The organism is Pantanalinema rosaneae CENA516, from assembly GCF_050753385.1.
GTDB lineage: Bacteria > Cyanobacteriota > Cyanobacteriia > Leptolyngbyales > Leptolyngbyaceae > Pantanalinema > Pantanalinema rosaneae.
In genome coordinates this window covers 1-17,015 of the sequence record NZ_JBLZFZ010000096.1, presented here as the reverse complement: position 1 = coordinate 17,015, position 17,015 = coordinate 1, and the positions used below count along the sequence as shown (strand labels likewise).

General features: G+C 49.8%; 17 protein-coding genes and 3 rRNA genes. 8 read left to right on the top strand and 12 right to left on the bottom strand.

What is annotated here, in order from left to right:
• From ACN4EK_RS30625 to ACN4EK_RS30600, 6 genes are all read left to right on the top strand, one after another.
• Nucleotides 1-50, top strand: a 16S ribosomal RNA gene (locus tag ACN4EK_RS30625); the annotation flags it as partial.
• 163 nt (nucleotides 51-213) lie between these two features.
• Nucleotides 214-3,117, top strand: a 23S ribosomal RNA gene (locus ACN4EK_RS30620).
• An 84-nt stretch (nucleotides 3,118-3,201) separates the two neighbouring features.
• Nucleotides 3,202-3,318: ribosomal RNA gene (rrf, locus tag ACN4EK_RS30615) — 5S ribosomal RNA — on the top strand.
• A 531-nt stretch (nucleotides 3,319-3,849) separates the two neighbouring features.
• On the top strand, nucleotides 3,850-4,569 hold the full coding sequence (locus ACN4EK_RS30610; protein WP_431662230.1) for an HNH endonuclease: 720 nt from the start codon (nucleotides 3,850-3,852) through the stop codon (nucleotides 4,567-4,569).
• Between the two features lie 298 nt (nucleotides 4,570-4,867).
• A complete protein-coding gene (locus ACN4EK_RS30605; RefSeq protein ID WP_431662229.1) occupies nucleotides 4,868-5,269 on the top strand; it encodes a peptidoglycan-binding domain-containing protein in 402 nt (133 codons plus the stop codon).
• Between the two features lie 498 nt (nucleotides 5,270-5,767).
• Entirely contained in the window at nucleotides 5,768-6,127 is a 360-nt protein-coding gene (locus ACN4EK_RS30600; RefSeq protein ID WP_431662228.1) for a hypothetical protein, read from the top strand.
• Between the two features lie 82 nt (nucleotides 6,128-6,209).
• On the opposite strand, the gene ACN4EK_RS30595 is transcribed toward ACN4EK_RS30600, so the two are convergent.
• The 5 genes from ACN4EK_RS30595 to ACN4EK_RS30575 form a co-directional block, all read right to left on the bottom strand.
• A complete protein-coding gene (locus ACN4EK_RS30595; protein ID WP_431662227.1) occupies nucleotides 6,210-6,656 on the bottom strand; it encodes a hypothetical protein in 447 nt (148 codons plus the stop codon).
• A gap of 122 nt (nucleotides 6,657-6,778) precedes the next feature.
• On the bottom strand, nucleotides 6,779-8,671 hold the full coding sequence (locus ACN4EK_RS30590; RefSeq protein ID WP_431662226.1) for a hypothetical protein: 1,893 nt from the start codon (nucleotides 8,669-8,671) through the stop codon (nucleotides 6,779-6,781).
• A 688-nt stretch (nucleotides 8,672-9,359) separates the two neighbouring features.
• A complete protein-coding gene (locus tag ACN4EK_RS30585) occupies nucleotides 9,360-9,551 on the bottom strand; it encodes a hypothetical protein (protein ID WP_431662225.1) in 192 nt (63 codons plus the stop codon).
• Between the two features lie 185 nt (nucleotides 9,552-9,736).
• Complete coding sequence (locus tag ACN4EK_RS30580) at nucleotides 9,737-10,261, bottom strand: GNAT family N-acetyltransferase (protein ID WP_431662224.1); 525 nt, start codon at nucleotides 10,259-10,261, stop codon at nucleotides 9,737-9,739.
• Between the two features lie 5 nt (nucleotides 10,262-10,266).
• Complete coding sequence (locus ACN4EK_RS30575) at nucleotides 10,267-10,560, bottom strand: type II toxin-antitoxin system TacA family antitoxin (protein ID WP_431662223.1); 294 nt, start codon at nucleotides 10,558-10,560, stop codon at nucleotides 10,267-10,269.
• A 122-nt stretch (nucleotides 10,561-10,682) separates the two neighbouring features.
• Here ACN4EK_RS30575 and ACN4EK_RS30570 point away from each other — a divergent pair, with 122 nt between their 5' ends.
• Complete coding sequence (locus tag ACN4EK_RS30570) at nucleotides 10,683-10,892, top strand: hypothetical protein (protein WP_431662222.1); 210 nt, start codon at nucleotides 10,683-10,685, stop codon at nucleotides 10,890-10,892.
• On the opposite strand, the gene ACN4EK_RS30565 is transcribed toward ACN4EK_RS30570, so the two are convergent.
• The 7 genes from ACN4EK_RS30565 to ACN4EK_RS30535 all read right to left on the bottom strand — a co-directional run bounded on the left by ACN4EK_RS30565 (nucleotide 10,873) and on the right by ACN4EK_RS30535 (nucleotide 16,476).
• A complete protein-coding gene (locus ACN4EK_RS30565; RefSeq protein WP_431662221.1) occupies nucleotides 10,873-12,750 on the bottom strand; it encodes a helix-turn-helix domain-containing protein in 1,878 nt (625 codons plus the stop codon). The two genes, ACN4EK_RS30570 and ACN4EK_RS30565, sit on opposite strands and share 20 nt — an antisense overlap.
• A gap of 163 nt (nucleotides 12,751-12,913) precedes the next feature.
• Complete coding sequence (locus ACN4EK_RS30560) at nucleotides 12,914-13,675, bottom strand: phycobilisome rod-core linker polypeptide (protein ID WP_431662220.1); 762 nt, start codon at nucleotides 13,673-13,675, stop codon at nucleotides 12,914-12,916.
• A 354-nt stretch (nucleotides 13,676-14,029) separates the two neighbouring features.
• On the bottom strand, nucleotides 14,030-14,575 hold the full coding sequence (locus tag ACN4EK_RS30555) for a hypothetical protein (protein ID WP_431662219.1): 546 nt from the start codon (nucleotides 14,573-14,575) through the stop codon (nucleotides 14,030-14,032).
• Nucleotides 14,575-15,168 (bottom strand): phycobiliprotein lyase, encoded by a 594-nt coding sequence (locus ACN4EK_RS30550; RefSeq protein WP_431662218.1) that lies wholly within the window; start codon nucleotides 15,166-15,168, stop codon nucleotides 14,575-14,577. The genes ACN4EK_RS30555 and ACN4EK_RS30550 overlap by 1 nt, the downstream gene beginning before the upstream one ends.
• Before the next feature lie 174 nt (nucleotides 15,169-15,342).
• A complete protein-coding gene (gene psb34 / locus ACN4EK_RS30545) occupies nucleotides 15,343-15,510 on the bottom strand; it encodes a photosystem II assembly protein Psb34 (protein ID WP_431662217.1) in 168 nt (55 codons plus the stop codon).
• 62 nt (nucleotides 15,511-15,572) lie between these two features.
• Nucleotides 15,573-15,740 carry a photosystem II assembly protein Psb34 gene (psb34, locus tag ACN4EK_RS30540; RefSeq protein WP_431662217.1) on the bottom strand — a complete coding sequence of 56 codons (168 nt, stop codon included), beginning with the start codon at nucleotides 15,738-15,740 and terminating at the stop codon, nucleotides 15,573-15,575.
• Between the two features lie 175 nt (nucleotides 15,741-15,915).
• Complete coding sequence (locus ACN4EK_RS30535) at nucleotides 15,916-16,476, bottom strand: phycobiliprotein lyase (RefSeq protein WP_431662216.1); 561 nt, start codon at nucleotides 16,474-16,476, stop codon at nucleotides 15,916-15,918.
• A 167-nt stretch (nucleotides 16,477-16,643) separates the two neighbouring features.
• On the opposite strand from ACN4EK_RS30535, the gene ACN4EK_RS30530 reads away from it, so the two are divergent.
• Complete coding sequence (locus ACN4EK_RS30530; protein ID WP_431662215.1) at nucleotides 16,644-16,820, top strand: hypothetical protein; 177 nt, start codon at nucleotides 16,644-16,646, stop codon at nucleotides 16,818-16,820.
• The last annotated feature ends 195 nt before the right edge of the window (nucleotides 16,821-17,015 follow it).

Here is a 17,015-nt window from a genome sequence, read left to right as displayed (position 1 = left end):
AGTCGTAACAAGGTAGCCGTACCGGAAGGTGCGGCTGGAACACCTCCTTTCTGGAAAGACGACAGGTGTGCCGTTTCGTGACCGGTATTCTGCTATGGCGCACAGATGTGTGCCACAAGTTCTTTGACATGTTGAGCGGAGAATGCAACAGGACGGATGTAAATCTGTCTTAAGACTGCATACGGGCTTTGCAAAAGGGGTCCGTATGTGAACAGTAAGTGAACAAGGGCGCACGGGGGATGCCTTGGCTCCATGAGGCGAAGAAGGACGTGCCAAGCTGCGATAAGCTGTGGGGACCTGCAAGGGGGATTGATCCACAGATTTCCGAATGGGGCAACCCACCAATTTATTGGTATTCCGCAAGGAAGGCGAACCTGCCGAACTGAAACATCTAAGTAGGCAGAGGAAGAGAAAACAACAGTGATTCCGTGAGTAGTGGCGAGCGAAAGCGGATCAGCCCAAACCGCGCGTGTTACGGCACGTACGGGGTTATAGGACCTGCGCAAGATATGTGAATGTGACCTGAACGTACTGGGAAGTACGGCCATAGAGGGTGAGGGCCCCGTAAGGGAAGCATGATCATATTGGCGGGTATCCTGAGTAGGCCGGGACAGGAGAAATCCCGGTTGAATTTGCCGGCACCATCCGGTAAGGCTAAATACTACATGGAGACCGATAGTGTACCAGTACCGTGAGGGAAAGGTGAAAAGTACCGTGAATAACGGGGTGAAACAGAACCTGAAACCGTGCGCTTACAAGCGGTCGGAGCCCCGACAACCGTCGGGGTGACGGCGTGCCTTTTGCATAATGAGCCTACGAGTTGCTCTTTACTGGCGAGGTTAAGTCTGTAGACGGACGCAGCCGAAGCGAAAGCGAGTCTGAATAGGGCGTATAGTCAGTAGAGGCAGACGCGAAACTTTGTGATCTACCCTTGACCAGGTTGAAACTCCGATAAAACGGAGTGGAGGACCGAACCGATAAACGTTGAAAAGTTTCCGGATGAGTTGAGGGTAGGGGTGAAAGGCCAATCAAACTGAGAGATAGCTCGTACTCCCCGAAATGTTTTTAGGAACAGCCTTGTGGTTGAGTGTCATAGAGGTAGAGCTACCGATAGGGCTAGGGGGCTTCACCGCCTACCAAACCCTGACGAACTCCGAATGCTAATGACATATACACAGGAGTGAGCCCTTGGGTGCTAAGGTCCGAGGGCGAGAGGGGAACAACCCAGACCAACAGCTAAGGTCCCTAAATGATTATTAAGTTGAACTAACGAGGTCCAATTGCATAGACAGCTAGGATGTTTGCTTGGAAGCAGCAATTCATTTAAAGAGTGCGTAACAGCTCACTAGTCGAGCGATAGGGCATGGATAATAAACGGGCATCAAATAATCTACCGAAGCTTTGGATTGTAATTTATTACAGTGGTAGGGGAGCATTCCAGTTGTGTTGAAGGTGTCCTGTGAGGGATGTTGGAACGGCTGGAAAAGCAAATGTAGGCATAAGTAACGATAATGAATGTGAGAAACATTCACACCGAAAGACTAAGGTTTCCTATCCAATGTTAATCAGGGTAGGGTTAGTCGGGACCTAAGGCGCACCCGAAGGGGGAAGTCGATGGACAACTGGTTAATATTCCAGTACTTTTTATTACTGCGAAGGAGGGACGGAGGAGTGAAAGTACCGCGTACTGACGAAATAGTACGTTAAAGGATGTAGGTAATGGGACAGTAGGCAAATCCGCTGTTTTAGCTGAAATCTGATAGTACCGCGAGGCTTCGGCTGAGTGGATAGTGTACCTAAACAGACTTCCAAGAAAAACTTCTAAGCTTCAGGTAATAGGAACCCGTACCGTAAACCGACACAGGTAGTCGAGGAGAGAATCCTAAGGTGCTCGAGTGATTCACGGCTAAGGAACTCGGCAAAATGGCCCTGTAACTTCGGGAGAAGGGGCGCCCCGCGTGAGCGGGGCCGCAGTGAAGAGGCCCAGGCGACTGTTTAACAAAAACACATGGCTATGCTAAATTTAACGATGAAGTATATGGCCTGACACCTGCCCGGTGCTGGAAGGTTAAGAGGGGATGTCATCGCAAGAGAAGCATTGAATCGAAGCCCCAGTAAACGGCGGCCGTAACTATAACGGTCCTAAGGTAGCGAAATTCCTTGTCGGGTAAGTTCCGACCCGCACGAAAGGCGTAACGATCTGGATGCTGTCTCGGAGAGAGGCTCGGCGAAATAGGATTGTCTGTGAAGATACGGACTACCTGCACCTGGACAGAAAGACCCTATGAAGCTTTACTGTAGCCTGATATTGACTTCGGGCTGTTGCTGCGCAGGATAGGTGGGAGGCTATGAAACTACCCTCGTGGGGGTAGTGGAGCCAACGGTGAGATACCACTCTGCAACAGCTAGAAGTCTAACCGATTGCCGTTATCCGGCATTGGAACCGTGTCAGGTGGGCAGTTTGACTGGGGCGGTCGCCTCCTAAAAGGTAACGGAGGCGCGCAAAGGTTCTCTCAGGCTGGTTGGAAATCAGCCGCAGAGTGTAAAAGCATAAGAGAGCTTGACTGTGAGACCCACAAGTCGAACAGGGACGAAAGTCGGCTTTAGTGATCCGACGGTAGAGCATGGAATCGCCGTCGCTCAACGAATAAAAGTTACTCTAGGGATAACAGGCTGATCTCCGCCAAGAGTTCACATCGACGCGGAGGTTTGGCACCTCGATGTCGGCTCATCGCAACCTGGGGCGGTAGTACGTCCCAAGGGTTGGGCTGTTCGCCCATTAAAGCGGTACGTGAGCTGGGTTCAGAACGTCGTGAGACAGTTCGGTCCATATCCGGTGCAGGCGTAAGAGCATTGAGAGGAGCCTTCCTTAGTACGAGAGGACCGGGAAGGACGCACCGCTGGTGTACCTGTTATCGTGCCAACGGTAAACGCAGGGTAGCCATGTGCGGAGCGGATAACCGCTGAAAGCATCTAAGTGGGAAGCCCACCTCAAGATGAGTGCTCTCATGGCGTAAGCCAGTAAGGTCACGGGTAGAACACCCGTTGATAGGCGGTAGGTGGAAGCGCAGTAATGTGTGTAGCCGAGCCGTACTAATAGACCGAGGGCTTGACCTCACAACATAATTGGTGTCCAAGACAAGTGACTATGCAGCCTTCAAGGTTCTTTTTGAACCGATAAGCGAAAGTTTCTCAAGCTTTCCTGGTGTCTCTAGCGGTTTGGACCCACTCTGACCCATCCCGAACTCAGGGGTGAAACAGACCAGCGGCGAAGATAGTCGGACGGTAGCGTCCCGCAAAAATAGCTCGATGCCAGGTTAATAATTGACAGCCCTCCTTCCTAACCGAAGGGGGGCTTTGTCGTTTCAAGCTCTGAAATTACTTTGAAATATTCATCTTCAGCCAGGAAGCTAATATTCTTTTTATAAGCATATATTAGCAGCAGAGGTTGGCCTTTGTTTAGCAAACGTGAAAAAAACAACGCTAAGGCTGAAACCCTTCTACAGTAAAGGTTCCAGAAAGTAGACAAAATTTGATTATTTGCAGTACAGGCAATTAGTCAAACAATTTTGCGTGGTTCTAGACTTGTGGCTCAACGAGAAATCAAGGGTTTCAGACCATAACTAAACGGTGATATAGTTCAAATTCAGTCCAGCATTGTTGACAGCTAAAGAAGAGCGCCAAAATTTGTGTAATTCTGAAAAAGCCTGAAAGCCATATCTATCAATATATCCAGCGATTTGAATATCTTGAATTCTACGAAAAAAAGAGGCTGGAATCTTTGCTAGGCAAAGGTTTTAGCCTTAGCGTTGTTTTTTTCGCGTTTGCTAAACATACCCGAGGTTGGAAATGAAACGTCCTGATACTCCTACGATGTTGGAGATTGAATCTATTCTCCAAGATCTTGAAGAAATGGAAGAGGCAATTAATCAACTGAAAATAAGATTGGAGCAACTACCAGCCCAAATTGCTAGTGAGCTAGACACGGAAGCAGAAAGAATTGAGGCAGCAAAATATTTATACTGGTCAATTCCAAGATTATCAAGTAAAACGATCGCTAAAGATTTACTTGGTGTTAGTGTTCGTAACATCAGAAACTATATCCCTTCAACAGAAGAGTTCGTTCCGTGTGAACGTTGCCAGCAGAGTATTTATTTTACAACTCGTAGTCATGCACATGAACTAAAAGGTCGTTTAAGAAAAGATAAAAAATACTATGCTGAGGGATATAAAATAATTTGCGACACCTGTTGGCAAGAAATTTTACAGCGACGGGGAAATCATGATCAACAAAGATACTCAAGGTTTTGTCAAAGGTTAAACGAGCTGCAAAAAATGCCTTACCAAGAGTATCTAAAGACCCCAGAATGGCACAGTAGACGACAGAAACATCTTCAAAGTGCAGGTTTTAGGTGCCAAATTTGTAATGCTAAAGGTGTTACTTTGCATGTACATCATCGTACCTATGAACGTAGAGGCATAGAGCGTTTTACAGATTTAATTGTCTTGTGCTGTAAGTGCCATGAATTATTTCATCAACAAGGTCAGTTGCAAACTCACCATAGTTAAGACTTCGGTCTAAGTGTTTGGCTATTGATAGATTTGCAGGCTCGTAGTATCTAAATTTGTAATTAGTAAAATACTTCTGAGCAGACGAAAAGAAATTGTCTCTGTTTTTTTATCTTAGCCTAGCGTTGGGATAATATCGCGAAAATGGGTGAACCAAATATTTAATTACTTCTATATGTGAGGTTGGTTTTGCTTCCTCATTTGGGTGATTTATTGAGGGTTTTTAGGAAACGGCGAATGGGTAGTTTGTAGACAGAAATAACGCAAAGCAAACTTACCTTTCAAAGGAGCCTCCCCGATGAATTACACCAACGCTCAATTCCGCAGTATTCTTTACGGACATGGTTTTGGTTATGCTCCCGAACCCGATCCTAGTTTTCCAATTTCTAGCAACAATCGTCCTTTAACTGACAAGATTACAGTTGATGCGATTAAAGAATTTCAAACGTATTTTCAACTGAAGGTTGATGGAATTGCTGGGCCGATCACGCTGGCTAAAGCCGAGCAGGCGATGCGCGTTCTGCAAGATAACTTGAATCGTGTCGTGAGAGCGAACCTGCCGCAAAACCAGCCCTTCTACGGACCCCGGACGACTGAAGCGGTCAAAGAATTTGAGCGCCGCTATGGGTATCACGTTGATGGTGTTGCCAATCTAGCTATGCGTCGTCATCTGAACGATTTGGCTCGTAAAGCGGCTTAATTTAGCTCTTTCCTAAATTTTTCTAAGATCGAAATGCCTTTGTGGAGTTCTGACTTTACAAAGGCATTTTTGTGGGGATATTTTGCAGAAAAAAATGCGGTGCTGTTACATGAAAAAACCTGGCATTTCTACCAGGTACTCAGCGTAAAAAGTAGGAGAGGCAAGACAAGGAAATTTTTGATAAAACCTAAGTTATCGCGCGATCGTTCGATTGAGGTAGAACATACTTTTACTGTTTCCTGGGGGCTGATGAGATTAATCATCCCGTGTTCTCTAGCTCAACCTGGTGATAGAAACGAGAATCAACTGTGATAGTTCCAGTGCCGTAGGGCGATCGAGGTCACACCTTGCGATCGGTCAAAGTAGTCGGAAATTCTCGGAGATCGGTGATTCACTGGTTATTCTTTTGGGCAATCTATTTCTAAGGCGATAGGTGACATTTGTTACCCTGCCGTACCAATTGCACTGACTTCATCTGGATGGCAAAGGAATAGTTGCATGGCTAATCATTGGATTCCGGCGGGCTTGACCGTTTTTGTCGGCGCTACCTCTTTATTGTTTAGCGCTCAGAGTGTTTCGGCAGAAGCCGTCTCATTTACGTTAATCAATCAAACCAGCCGGGTATTAGAGGAGTTTTATGCTTCCCCTCCCAATGTGGATGATTGGGAAGAAGACATCCTGGGTGTGGATGTGCTTGCGCCAGGAGAATCTACCAGAATCACGATCAACGATGGGCGGGAAGACTGCTTGTATGACTTCAAAGGAGTGCTTGGCCCTGGTAATGGCGTAGGTCGCGGAGCATTGGTGCAGTCTGCCGTTAATGTTTGCGATGGCGGCACTTACGAGTACAGCGAATAGACCATCATAACTTGCAAGCAGAAGTGAAGTATCCCCGTGTCCACTTCTGCTTCACCTACACAGTTGAGTACCCGATGCCGTTTCAGGAGATCGGGTATTTTTTTATCGCTTCACTGAGCAACATGGGTTCGTCCAAAAACTCAGTCATGTCTGGTCGCAGATACCAGTCGGCTTGCTTGGGATTGAATTTGGGTGGGGGAGCCGTGTAGTAAAGTGACTCTTTGCCATCCTCACCGAGGAGCCATTCCCGATCCCATGCCGCCACTAACCAATCTTGCTCTACCAAAGTCAGAGGACGTTTGCGTAGTCTGGGCACATCTTCTAGCGGGTTATAGAATCCAGCCAACCAGGCTCCTTCTAAGTCTTTTGCCTGTTCCTGTTCAAACTCGGCAAAGAAGGCAGCAACTTCTGCGGCGATCGCCGCATCTTTGGGGTCGCTCGATCCTTGCCCAGCCACAGGTTTCGGTGGAGTCGAGCGTTTGGTGGTTTTCGATTTCTTTGAGGCAGCACTTCCCGATTTACGCGGCATGAAAAGACCTCCGGCGGCTGAAATTGATCCGATCGTCCGCTAGTTTGGCACAGCAAAATCGATCGGTGTACCACCAATCAAGGTTTTTTCAATTTTCGAGCTGTTTTTGGCGATCGCTTGCCTCAATCAGGAGGTTTATACCCAGGTTGAGCCTGCAAAAATTGCTGGGCTTCTGCCATCAAAATCGGATCGCCGCTGTTTAACCACTCTTGCATCCGATCTCTGTAAGCCTGTGCCCGAGCCGCTTTCTGCTTTGCCTTCTCGGCTTGCAGTTGCTGGCTAACACTGGCGACGGTGGCTTGAATATCCTCTGGCGTAAGGGTTTCAGCGATTCCATTCGTTAAGGAAACGGTTGTGGAAAACCCCCCAGACCCCCCTTGTTCTAATAGTGCTAACGCTTGCCCTTGGGGGGCAGCGTTACAGGGAACAAACTTATTGTCATTTTCAGTCTGTAACACCTGCTCTGATGGCAGTTCAGGGGGGCGATCGATCTCCTCTGGCGGGGGGGCGATCGGCAGGGGTTTAAAATGATCGGGATGCCATAACTCCTTATAGCGATACAAAGTAGCGAGAGAGGTATGGCAGTAGCTCACCAGTAAAACTCGGCGCTTCCCTGGGTCATCGGGCAAGCGATTTTCTGCCATTAACTCAGCCACTCCGCGTCGAATCCGTTCCTGGGCATCCTGTGTCCGCCGTTCATTCAAACTCAACTGGACGGGTTGATTGGCCAGGTCATCCTGTGGCTCCGGCGGCTTGGGTTTAGCATGGCGACCATAGCCATAGGGATAGTAGCGACTGGTTTCGATCGAATCCGCATAGTGTTTTGCCCGTTGCAGCAAATCATTTTGATGCCCACAAAAGTCGCTAAATCCAGGGGTCGATCGCGCCACCTCCACGATCGCCTCGACCAGGGCGGTTCCATTCAAGGGTTCACACTGGCGCTGCACATGCCCAAACACAAACTCCCGCATGGCAATGCGACCCAGGATAAAGTTGGTTTGACCGGAACCCGTCCAGCCTCCTTCCACCACATGGTTCAAATCGTTGAGAAACTGACTGGCTCGACCCGACATTCGGGCGCGGCGGCGTTTGCTCTGTTTTGCCATCCGTTTCACCACCGTTGAATCAATCTGGTTGCGGTATTGTGCTGTTTTCCAGTGTTCAACAAAGGTCTGTTGATCGCTCCAGATTGTCTTAAAGTCGCGATCGAGAATGTAGGAACCAGCCCCCATTGGCAGGCGATGCCCATAATAGTTGTTTAACTGATTACTGTAGGGTCGTGGGTTAGGGAACAGTTCCAGATGACTGGGAAAGGGTTTGAAGCCAGCTTTCTCTAACAATCCATTGACGGCAAAGGCGATCGCCCAGGAGTCTTGGGGTTCTGGGAACGGGAAATAAAGGTGAATCCCGTCGCTATAACTACTGGTGATGGTGACTCCAGCCACCAACCCTAAGGGTTCCAGCGCTGCCTGGATGCGGGAGATTGCCCACGGATCGCAACTGGGATGGTAGGGACTCTGGCGATCGATGTCCAGCATGATGTACTGGGTTTGTTTGCCAAACCGTACCCCATATAAATAGTCGCCCTCAAGAATGGTGTGGTCACTCAGGGGATAGCGGCTCTCGGTGTGCCATTGGGGTCGCTCGTGGGGAAGGTGATGCTCTGCCCAAAGGAAATCGAACCGATGGGGAAACAGCGCCAGAAACTCATTCAGGGGTCGATTCGGGATATGGAATGGATCCGGTTTTTTAGCGCTCTGCTGGCGATCGCCGGACTTGGGTGCCGTAGGTGGATTTGGCGGCGCGGTGGGGGAGGGGTCAGCCTGCCGGGTTTGGTTCGCCGCCTCGTGCCGATCGAGAATACGGTGTTCAGTAATGCCGCTCTGTGGCTTTGAGGCTGAACGTTTACGGGAACTTGGTTGTTGGGTAGAGCCACCCTTGGATTTGGCAAACCCTGGAGCGGCTGCCTTCTTCGGCTTTGGTTCGATCGTGTCTGGTGTAGGTTGGAGATGCATAAAACTTCCTATCTATGGCGTGTTGAGAACCCAGAGAAGAGATAGGCAGCTATGCACAATTGGTTAAAGGTCGGCGGCAAAGTTGAAAATTTGCTTCACTTTTCGCAAGAAGTGATTGAATCTTTTGCCAACTTACCTCTAGAATTGGCATAGCTTCCTCTGTGAATTGACATAGCTGTGAATTGACATAGCTTCTGTTAATTGACATAGCTTCTGTTAATTGACATAGCTGTTAATTGACATAGCTTCTGGATTGCCATAGCTTCTGGATTGCCATAGTTGTGAATTGGCATATCTTGAAAGCAGCTAGAACGCATAGCTTACTGAGCTATACGTTGCGGGCAACCTAACGCCGGGTTGGACATTTGGGTTAGTGTTGTTTGCCTATCTCATCAAACAAATGATTAGAAACTTCAAAGCCCCTTCTGCTTGCGACAGTGGGGGTTTTTGATGTTTCTAGTAGGTGGTTATCCCATCACCATCACCTCAACTAGAAATGGACATACAAAAACCTGAACCCGTTGCTACGTCTGCCTTTGAGTCAGACGGCAATTGATCGGGCTTTAAGCAGTATAGGAGAGATCTCAGGTCAGATCTGCACCTTTGTCGCAATTTTTTTGATCAAATTGTGGGAATTGCCCAACGATCGCCCGTCAACTGGCTAACCAATCGGGAAGTAGCGCAAGAACTAGCGCTTGGTTCTGGGCTGACTTTCGAGTTTGTCTAGGGCTTCGCTCAACAGTTTGTCGGTCAGTTCGCCCATCGACATTTTGTGAATCACGCTTTGCAGTTTCAGGCGATCGCGCAAGGAAATCGGCACTTTCACTTGCAGCATGATTTCTTCTTCTTCTTGTTCCTCTTTCAGTTTTTCCTTTGCCATTGCGGGAATTAGGGGTAAGGGGGAAGGTGATTTGGCTCAACTCATTGCCAACACTGAAGAATATAGTATCCTCACTCCGTGCAATACGCGCAATGTTTTTATTAAATTTTTATAAAATATAAAAGGTAGCCACTGTGGCATGCTTATCCGAAGCGGGTAGAGCACGAGGCTGCTGCTATAAAAGCTCATTGAGTAGATTGGTCGCTGAAAGTCGCTCTAATCTCTTTCAGCGTCAACATCAAAGTCATTGTTGCGATCGGGGAAGGTTGAAAGCCAAATTGCTCATAGAATGCTTTGGCTTCTTGAGAAATAGCATGAACCAAAATGGCTTTAATGCCAGCAATTTCAGCGGCTTGCAACGTTCGCAAAATTGCGTCGCGCAGTAGCCCTCGCCCCACTCCTTTGCCTTGCCAATTTTGATCAACGGCTAGACGAGCCAAAACCATGACAGGCACAGGGTCAGGCATATTGCGTCTAACGCGACCGATCGCCGTTTCATGGCTGACAGCACCTGTGGCTAAGGCATAGTAGCCGACTACACGATCGCCGCTACAGACGACATAGGTTCGTGTGGCATCTGCGGCTTCATTGGCTAAAGCTCGATTTTTCAGCCACTTATCCAAAACTTTAACGCCAGAACAAAAGTCAGCAGTATTGTGATGATTAGCCAATTTTTCGGGCGATCGTAGTGGAGCATCGGCTTCAATCATTGGTCTTAACTATCCCACACAGCCTTCTCATTCAGCAGTTTTTTCAACGGTTGCGGCGACTGCGGGGGGGCATCCAGAGCCTTTAAGAAAGCTTGCCACTGTTGGTTCGACAAGCTAAATACCCGTCGATCAAGTAAGACATCCTCGGCTTTTTGACAGGCCGCTTCCAGCATGAAGTCTGATCGACTTTTCCCGATCGCTTCGGCAGCTCGATCAATTAAGTCACGCTGGCGTTGCTGTGCCCGGATGTTAATCGTAATGTCACGCGGCGGATGACGCTCTCTAGAAGCTGAGGACATAGCTTAACAAGACCATAAGTTACTACCGCCTAGCATAGCCAAGTGTATACACATTGCCAATACATTCCTTACCCATCACGAAGCGGGAAATCCCAACGTGTCAAAAAAAATTCAATGACACTATGAAAATTTTTCATGTCCTGCTCGCGATCGTGATCGCTACTACGTTCCTAGGCACCGTCACCGTTCTATCCCGCTATCCCGGTAAGATGGAGCTTCAGCTTGGGACATCAGGCGGCAAGCTGAAAATTGAAGGGCCACCTCAACCGAAATGTTTGGAGGAGAAGTCCGCAGAGAATCAACGACCGTCTCTTAACGGCGAATTCCGGTGACTTGTTGCAGTTCGCGACCCAACAAATGCCAGAGTTGCTGGCGGTGGTGCGGTTGGATTACCCGAGTGCCGTTGATCCAGTGTGTCACCATCGATCGATTCAGATGCAACTGTTCCGCTAATTTTGCCTTACTCCAGCCTTTTGCGGCTAAGGCAATTTCCAGCGCATAGCCAGGAATCGTTTCTGGCACATGGTTGATATCGGCATCATTCAAGCCATCCCCAAAGCCCTCATGGTCTACAGTCAGCGTTTTGCTGACCTCTAACCGATGCTGAATCAAGGTGGTGGGGGTAATTGCTAGGTGGGCATTCAGCCATTGCGAGAGCCACGCTTTTGGGCGAATCTGGCTGTGGGTTGGGCTGCCTTCGGTACGGCTCCAGGTGGGTTGCAGCGATCGCGGGTAGGTACGCGGATCAAATTTAATTTCCCAGCCTAACTGAGTCAACGTCAGCAGGGCACTATCCCACTGATCAAGCAATTGATGGCGTTGGGTGCGGTTCTGGTGCAGTTCCTCGACCAAGCCAGGAGATTCGATCGCAGCCAGCAAGGTTCCGACTCGATAGCGACCGCTCGGCTGAAGCCGACTCATGATCAGCAGAAACAGAGCGAGGCGGGCGGCTAAACGCTTGCGGTAGGGATTAATTTGCAGCGTACTTTTGACCATGTAGCCATACTGGCGCAGGGCAGCGATCGCGGCGGGTTCTGGATTGGCTAAGAAGTGGGCTGTCCAGCGACCGGGTTTGACCCAAATTACCAGTTCCTCTAGATCTGTGGCTTCCGGCTGGAGGGCACTCTGATCCCCTGAGCTTGCCGTCCGGGTGCCCATATATTCCAGGGATTCTAGAAGCCAGATTGCCCCGGTGGTAGCGCTAGAGTGCGGCTGGGAGCTATCACATTGGACGATCGCGACCGATAGACCGCAAACCATCTGCACTAAACTACTAATCCGCTTGAGCGCTCCCCCTGGGGTTAAATCATCGTGCTGATTCCAGCCATAAAACCGCAGGAGTTCGCTCCCGGTTAACCGAATTTGCCCTTGCCACGGGCGATCGGTATCGCTGGCATAGGCAGCAAAAATCAGAAATAAATAGGCAGCTTCCGGGCCTAATTGTTGCAAAACCTCCCAGGCGGCTTTGCCGGGAATCAGTTCCAGGCGTTGGGTTTCTGGGCTGTGCTCCAGAATTTGATGCTCGATAAAGCTGTCACCAATCCACGATCGCCACGCTAACAGTTCCGGAGCCTGCCACTCGCGCTGGACTGGCGACACACTGCCCACCGTTGCACCACTCGTTACGTCAGAACGGCGATGGGGGAGGACTTTGGTTGCGGGTTGCTCCACTCCCAACAAGGCTTCTAATTCGGCGATCGAATAATTCGTCAGGTCTAATGGGGTCAGCAACTGATGGGCAACCTGTGCTGCCAACAAGCTAAGTAAGCGGGCTTCTAACCAGCTTTCTTCTCCCGGCTTTTTGGGGTCAGGCAGAATGGACAGGACTTCGAGTAGCGCGGCTTCGCCCTCGATCTCGCGGCGATCGTCCCAGGCATCCAGTTGAGTTAGAAACCAGATTGCCGACTTTTCCCATAAGGCGGTCGATCGCAGGGCTTTCTTAAAGGTCAGTTCTAAATTGGCAAGGTTATCTGGCTCCAGGGCATGGAGTGTGTTGGTGTTCTGATACAGATGCAATAAATCCAGCGGCTCACTCGCGCCCATGGTCAGACGATCGATCCGGACTCGGTTAATCCCCATTGCTACCTGCACCAGCACCAGATGCCGAAACGATCGATTGCGGCGGAGCTTACTAGCACACGCTTTGATGCGACTGGCATCGATCGTCAACGGGGAACTGGCAGCGGTCATAGGTTGCCTAACGGGGATTGGCGATGAATCTCACCATACCCTATGTTTCCCGCCTGCCAAAAGGAGCCAAACTCTAGAACCCAGAACTCAGAAGCAATCCTTCTGACTCCCAATTCCTAGCTTCTGGCTCCCAGATGCTATTCATCTAGCGGTGTTAAGAGAATTAACCGCCGACCTTCCGGTAAGGTACAGCTTTCTCGTAATCGATGTTGTAAGGCGAAATATTTTGTGGTGCGTTCCCCAGGGGACTGATGCTGCGAGCCATGTTCATAAACAGGGCTGGATCGCCAGCTTGAGAGCGCTTGTCTTGGGGAATAAAGCGCCGAACTTCGGTTTGCCAAATGATTTGGGGGAAACCGAGCTTAGCGCGGTAGTAAGCGTCGTAGCGGGGAGACTTGATGTTAAATGGCAGTTCGGAGACGGTGCCAGAGGGCAGTACCCGCCGACGTTGGTAAGGAACGATATTTTCCCCGAAGTTCTCCAGATATTCTTCGCTGTTGAGCAGATCGTTAATGAACCCTGCCCGTCCCTTGGTGGCAACGACGATCGACCAGGCGATCTTTTCCCGTTCGCTGTAAACCGACCGACCTAATAGCTTCTCAACACAGTGCTCCACAAAGCGGTAGTTGCTGTTGAGGTTGTAAAAACTCTCGGTGAAGGTAGGCGACAGACACAGACCGCGCACAAACTCCCGTACCGTAATTTGACCATTCCGGAGTTGGGATTCTAAAGCGATTTCGCGATCGGACTTAAAGGCATGGAAGAAGATCTGCCGATAAGCAGCACCGATCAACGCATCCATGTCAGTCGGCGAAAGAATGTTGTCCGTGGAGAAAATTCTGGGTTTTTCTTCATTGCCAACCTCATAACCAGCAACCCGCTGGTTGTTGCATGAGGGAGCGTAGGCTAAGAGGGGAATAGGCACGCTGGAGCCTCCGTAATCTTAATGGAATTTAATCAACGTTAAAGTCACTGCTTTTGTAAGCGGTTTTGCCAGAAGTGGGCGGTCTGACAAGGGGATATGAACCTTAACGAGTAAACAGTCATTCAGAATCAGGCAGCCGTTGCTGGTTATCGGTTATCGGAAAGTTGACTCATAGTGGGGGCAAAGACCCCTGAGTTGCATAACTCATTCCTGAGCCACTGACAACTGGACAACTGTCAACGAGCGGCTGATAGCGAATTGCTGACCGCTTACAATCACTTCTCAGAGTAGGAGATTTAGTTTCCCCTTTCTGAAATCAAGTAACAATCTGTAATATTTAACAACTCTTCATATTTAGCCTTCCCCCCGCCAAAACGCCAGCGGATCGAGGGTGGATTGACAGAAAGGCCAGTAACGCAATTGGTCGGCATTTGCTCCGGCGGGAGGTTCTAAACCCAGCCCTAAGCAGAGATGGTGGAGGACGTTGACAAACTGCTGATGATGCCCAAAGTCGCCACTATAGGCATGGGCATACTCATGGGCAACAATACTTAGCCAGTCCTGCGGCAGAATGCGACCGACATCGATCAGAATCGCGATCGGACGGCTCAGGACATTGCAAAGACCATCAATGCCAAAGGTAGGGGCGATCGGCACCGCAAAAATGGCGATCGGCGGGCGATCGCTGGGATGAAAGCAGGCATGGCAAGCCTCCAGGCACTGCTGAAGCTCCGTGTTGACAGCCTCAATCTGCTGCCCAATCCAGGTGCAAATGGTGACGCGATCGCGCAGATTTTGCATCACGTCCACCATCCCCGGTTCCAAAACCAATGACTGCACCTGTTCTAGATAATTCACTCCTCGCTGGTAGGCGGCGGCATCGGTCAAGGGATAGTTCATTACCAGCCAAAGACAGGTTGCAGCATGGTTGTGGGTTGGGCAGTGGTGTCGCCCGTTGGCGTAGCTGCCTCTTCAATCCGGCTTTCGGTACAGAAGGAAGCAGTGCTAAAGCCCCCAAAGCGTTTCACGGTGCTGGTACGCATGCGTAAGTTGGGCCCGGCAAACCAGAACCGCTCGATCGAACTCATGGTTTCGTATTCCGTGGTCAGCACTAAGCCACCATCCTCATCCATGTGGAACCGTCCCACGACGGGCATAATTTCGGCGTAGCCCCGTTCTCGTAACAATCTGCCCTGTCTGGGATTGCCCTCATCGGGGACGATCGCAAACACGGTTTTGCCTTCATGGTTTTCCTCGCCTTCGCGGTCCCATGCCATGGAGCCAGCCCACCGTACCCGCGACCCGCCGACGGCCAAACTGGGGTCAACTTCGTGCAACTGGCACAGTTCGATAATATCTGGGTGATCCGCCTCTAGCGATTCCACCACAATTTCTGAGTCACCGACTTCCGATCGCCGGAAGGCTAAGTGCTGCGTCGTCCGTTGCGATCGCCATCTGCCAGCACTTTGTCGAAAAAACTCTACTGCGTCCATTGCGTTTATTGATCGTTCATTGCTCAACGTCTTTGATCATAGAACCTGGCTTTCCGGTTTCTGGTCGCAATAAAAAACCTCAGTCGATCTGACTGAGGTGCTCCATTCTCACTAGAGAGTCTCATTCTTCTGAAAACGTTGTCTGATGCTGGCTGGAGGATTACTGGCGGTCTCTTAGCTAACGGCTAAGGCAGTTAACACAATCAAGGCAACGAAGAGAGATGCCACTGCGCCCTGGAGCTTGTAGCGGTTTTGCTCCGTTTCGGTGGGGTACTCAGCGTAGTACATCGCAGGCTCGATCGCGTAGTTGTTCAAAATACCTTCTGAAGTGGTGGTGTACATAGGATTTCCTCTGGTTAATTACTGTAAATGTGGCTGGTGGACTGGAAGATTATTGGTTGAAATTAGCTAACGGCTAAGGCGGTCAACACAATCAAGGCGACGAAGAGAGAGGCTACTGCACCCTGGAGCTTGTAGCGGTTTTGCTCCGTTTCGGTGGGGTACTCAGCGTAGTACATCGCAGGCTCGATGGCGTAGTTATTCAAAATGCCTTCTGAAGTGGTGGTGTACATGGTGGTGACCTCTGGGGGAATGTGTCTCTTGCCTTATGTAAATTAATGTAACAGCAAATGTAACAATTTGCAACAAACCTTGACTTTTTTATGATTAGTTCTCCTTATTTGCGAGTTCAAAAAATTAGGGACGCGGTCAACGTCCCTGTAAAGTGCCAGATTGTCTGGATTTCAGCTAACCAGGAGTTTTTTGCTCCACCCCAAAGCCAACCAGCAAGACCTGTTCTAAGGGTTCACCTTCCCCTGGACGGCGATAGTTGACAATCTTGCGAATCCGCAGGTTGGGGTTGACCAGCGTAATCGAGTCTACGGACACCACCCGGCTGTAATAGGTAGTCATCAGCAGTTCGCGATTCTCGGCATGGAACTGAAACCTGGACACGATCGGCTTGGCTTCTTCATAGGCACGATCGCGCAGGTAATCTCCCGTCAGAATCGAGGAGCCAGATGGTTCATAGACAAACATCAGGTTCAGGGCTTGCGACACCCGTTCCCCTTTCTCAGACACCGTATCAAACGCCAGATGGAAGCCCGGAAATTGCGCAACATCCGGACGATCGGCGTATTGGTTATCGCTTAACACTTGGGTTTTGCGATCGGGGGTTAATGGCTGGATGACGAATTCGGTATGCGATCGCTCAACTTCCTGCTGTGGCAAGTAGTGGTAGGTGCGCTCGGTTGCCCAGTGACCCACACAATGCTCAAAAAACTGCTGAAACTGCTGTACGGCATCCATAGCTTGCTTCCGCCACCAATAAAGGGATTAGTAGCCAGGATAAAGGATGATTTTGGTGCTCTATGCTGCCTGTTCACCTTCAACCAGGGGTAGATGCTGGCTCAGGGTTGCCACGCCACCCTAATGGTTAGAGCACGTTTCGTTAACATTCCCCCTGAAATATCCCTATGACACCCCCCGAGAACACCACCCCAAGAAACCAGGTCGATCCCCCTACCTCCCGCCCACCGGAAGGCATGGACATGAATGTGAAGCCCTCCACCATGTACATCGTGGGCATTTCTGCTTGCATTCTGTTTATCTTGATTGCCGCCTATAGCGCGTATCACGGCATCACCAGCTAGCGATCGCTCCCCTGTCCCAATCATTACCGCAAAGAACCTGCCGGAGTAGGAAATTCACACCTCGTTCGGCAGGTTTTTGCCTGAGCACAACGGCTAGCGAAAATCCTCCTGCGGATACTGACTCCTGGATTTTGGGCACTCTATAGTGCAGATAAGCGAGGAATTCTGAGGATTTTGAGGTTAAAGCTATCAAGA

Excerpts from the sequence above, each read along its gene's own strand:
- ACN4EK_RS30610 (WP_431662230.1), top strand. The coding sequence starts at position 3,850 with ATGAAACGTCCTGATACTCCTACGATGTTGGAGATTGAATCTATTCTC.
- ACN4EK_RS30605 (WP_431662229.1), top strand. The coding sequence starts at position 4,868 with ATGAATTACACCAACGCTCAATTCCGCAGTATTCTTTACGGACATGGT.
- ACN4EK_RS30600 (WP_431662228.1), top strand. The coding sequence starts at position 5,768 with ATGGCTAATCATTGGATTCCGGCGGGCTTGACCGTTTTTGTCGGCGCT.
- ACN4EK_RS30595 (WP_431662227.1), bottom strand. The coding sequence starts at position 6,656 with ATGCCGCGTAAATCGGGAAGTGCTGCCTCAAAGAAATCGAAAACCACC.
- ACN4EK_RS30590 (WP_431662226.1), bottom strand. The coding sequence starts at position 8,671 with ATGCATCTCCAACCTACACCAGACACGATCGAACCAAAGCCGAAGAAG.
- ACN4EK_RS30585 (WP_431662225.1), bottom strand. The coding sequence starts at position 9,551 with ATGGCAAAGGAAAAACTGAAAGAGGAACAAGAAGAAGAAGAAATCATG.
- ACN4EK_RS30580 (WP_431662224.1), bottom strand. The coding sequence starts at position 10,261 with ATGATTGAAGCCGATGCTCCACTACGATCGCCCGAAAAATTGGCTAAT.
- ACN4EK_RS30575 (WP_431662223.1), bottom strand. The coding sequence starts at position 10,560 with ATGTCCTCAGCTTCTAGAGAGCGTCATCCGCCGCGTGACATTACGATT.
- ACN4EK_RS30570 (WP_431662222.1), top strand. The coding sequence starts at position 10,683 with ATGAAAATTTTTCATGTCCTGCTCGCGATCGTGATCGCTACTACGTTC.
- ACN4EK_RS30565 (WP_431662221.1), bottom strand. The coding sequence starts at position 12,750 with ATGACCGCTGCCAGTTCCCCGTTGACGATCGATGCCAGTCGCATCAAA.
- ACN4EK_RS30555 (WP_431662219.1), bottom strand. The coding sequence starts at position 14,575 with ATGAACTATCCCTTGACCGATGCCGCCGCCTACCAGCGAGGAGTGAAT.
- ACN4EK_RS30550 (WP_431662218.1), bottom strand. The coding sequence starts at position 15,168 with ATGGACGCAGTAGAGTTTTTTCGACAAAGTGCTGGCAGATGGCGATCG.
- psb34 (WP_431662217.1), bottom strand. The coding sequence starts at position 15,510 with ATGTACACCACCACTTCAGAAGGTATTTTGAACAACTACGCGATCGAG.
- psb34 (WP_431662217.1), bottom strand. The coding sequence starts at position 15,740 with ATGTACACCACCACTTCAGAAGGCATTTTGAATAACTACGCCATCGAG.
- ACN4EK_RS30535 (WP_431662216.1), bottom strand. The coding sequence starts at position 16,476 with ATGGATGCCGTACAGCAGTTTCAGCAGTTTTTTGAGCATTGTGTGGGT.
- ACN4EK_RS30530 (WP_431662215.1), top strand. The coding sequence starts at position 16,644 with ATGACACCCCCCGAGAACACCACCCCAAGAAACCAGGTCGATCCCCCT.